2 protein-coding genes are annotated in these 2042 nt (G+C 62.1%); one reads left to right on the top strand and one right to left on the bottom strand.

The features are described 5' to 3' along the window. Positions 1 to 478 precede the first annotated feature (478 nt). Positions 479 to 1510, bottom strand: coding sequence for a LacI family DNA-binding transcriptional regulator (locus H512_RS0119990; protein WP_026784905.1), 1032 nt, complete (start codon positions 1508 to 1510; stop codon positions 479 to 481). Between the two features lie 275 nt (positions 1511 to 1785). Here H512_RS0119990 and H512_RS27500 point away from each other — a divergent pair. Further along, a partial coding sequence (locus H512_RS27500; protein WP_036793053.1) for a hypothetical protein occupies positions 1786 to 2042 on the top strand: 257 nt, incomplete at its 3' end.

Here is a 2042-nt window from a genome sequence, read left to right as displayed (position 1 = left end):
TGGTGTCCTTCAGGTTGGTCTTGAACAACCCGACCCTACCGGAAAACACTGGTGACCACCGCTACCCTGCTACACCACGCCCTGGGACACGATCGATGACGATCGCGGCTAGGTATCCGGCGGAAGCGAAGTTGCTGCTGGTTTGTCGTATCCGATCGCAATGGGTCGCCAGTCGTTAAGGCGGCAGAAGCTGCGCTTAATGATAGTGAGCCGCTTGTAGACGGTCAGGTCAAAGGGCTGGATGCGCTTTCGGGTTGGGTTGCGGGGAATGACTGGCTGGGTGCAGAACCCGATCAGGAAGCGTCGGAGTACATCACTATCGCAGGCGGTGTCTGCGGCGCACCGTAAACTTCGCCGCAGCGCCTCGATGGCCGCGACCGTTGCCGCTGGCTTGGCACGGGAAGTCGCAGCCACTCCTCGCGCGGCGCGACTTGACGGTCGCGGAAGGTATCCCCTGGAGGCTAGACTGGTAAGGCGGTTACGTTGCGACATCCATTTTTGGCGGCGAACCTGTCGACTGTCGAACGATCAACGGTCCTTCTATCAACCTTCTTTCCGGTGCCGGTAGTTCCGTCTTTCCATCGAGAAGCATACCGACAGCGACGTTGCCCATCCGCACGTAGGGTAGCGCGACTGTGGTCAAGGCCGGCCGCAGGCCCTCGGAAAACAGCCGATGGTCATCAAAGCCGACGACTGAGAGATCGCGCGGGATGGCCAGGCTAAGTTCGTCGGCGGCGTGATAGACTTGCATCGCCATCTCGTCGTTGCCGCAGAAGACGGCCGTCGGCCGATCGGGACGATCGAGCAGGCGGCGCGCCGCAACAAATGCCTCCTCGCGGTCGAAAGCGCCGGCGCGCGACTGGCCGGGCACCGCGAGATTTTGGGGCTCGTCAATTCCCGCCTGCCGCAGTGCGCGGCGCAACCCGGCAAGGCGCAGTTGCGTCGCCTCGATGTTGGGCGACAGCGTCAGGTAGGCGATCCGGCGATGGCCAAGGCCGATGAGATGAACGCCGACGCTGAAACCGCCCCCTTCCTCATCGGGGATGACGGTCGGCAGATCGCGACTGTGCGAAAAGCAGTTGACCATGACGCTCGGCAGCCGAAGCGGCGCGAAGTCATGGATTTCGCGGTGATAGGTCGCCGCGTAGATGACCCCCTCGACGCGAACCGCGCGAAAGCTGCGCAAAATGGAATCGGAGCTTTCCGCCCGATTTTCCATGCTGCCGATCAGCAACGACATGTCTCGCTCGGCCAGCGCTTCCTCGACGCCTCGCACGATATCGATGGAACACGGCGTCGACGCCGCGACATCGGTCAGAAGGCCTATCACGCCCGAGCGTCCGGAGCGCATGGCCTGGGCGCGTCGGTCGGGAATGAAGTCGAGTTCCGCGGCAGCCTGCAGAACGCGCGTGCGCATCGCCTCCGACACCGTGTCCGGAGCACTGAACACGCGCGACACCGTTTTAAGGGAAACGCCGGCGCGCTCGGCCACGGTTTTGATCGTCGACATCACCACTCCAACCTATTTCGCCACGGCATCCACTTTTGTCCATCGATAGACATTTTGCGTTGACCATCGATGGACATCGAGGGTATATAGCCACTCGGGACGGAGATGGAAACCATCCAGTTGTATCGCGTGCGCGGTGCAAACAGGATCATCGCCTCCCACACCACGCCACGTCGCACTCGTCGATGTCTGGGCCGGCTTGCCTATGGAGCCGGAACCCTTCGCTGTGCCTGCTTTCAGGCGGCCATCGAGGCGACGATCAAGGGAGGGATACAATGTCGGCTTCACCCAGAACTCTCGTTTTCAGCGCCCTGCTGGCCGCTTCGGCACTTGCGGCGCCCGCTCATGCCGATCCGGCCATGCCGCAGGAACTGACGGATGCGCTCGCCGGCAAGTACAAGGGAACGGTCGTCACGGCCTTTGGCGCTTTCGCCGATGCCGACGAGGTCAAGTTCAACCAGAACATCAAGGCTTTCGAGGAGCAGACCGGGATCGACATCCAGTACGCCAGCTCCAAGCAGTTCGAGGCGAC

It is taken from the genome of Pleomorphomonas koreensis DSM 23070, from assembly GCF_000425185.1.
Classification (GTDB): Bacteria; Pseudomonadota; Alphaproteobacteria; order Rhizobiales; family Pleomorphomonadaceae; genus Pleomorphomonas; species Pleomorphomonas koreensis.
Note: the sequence above shows the minus strand (reverse complement) of the source record. Positions and strands in the feature narration are given on the sequence as shown.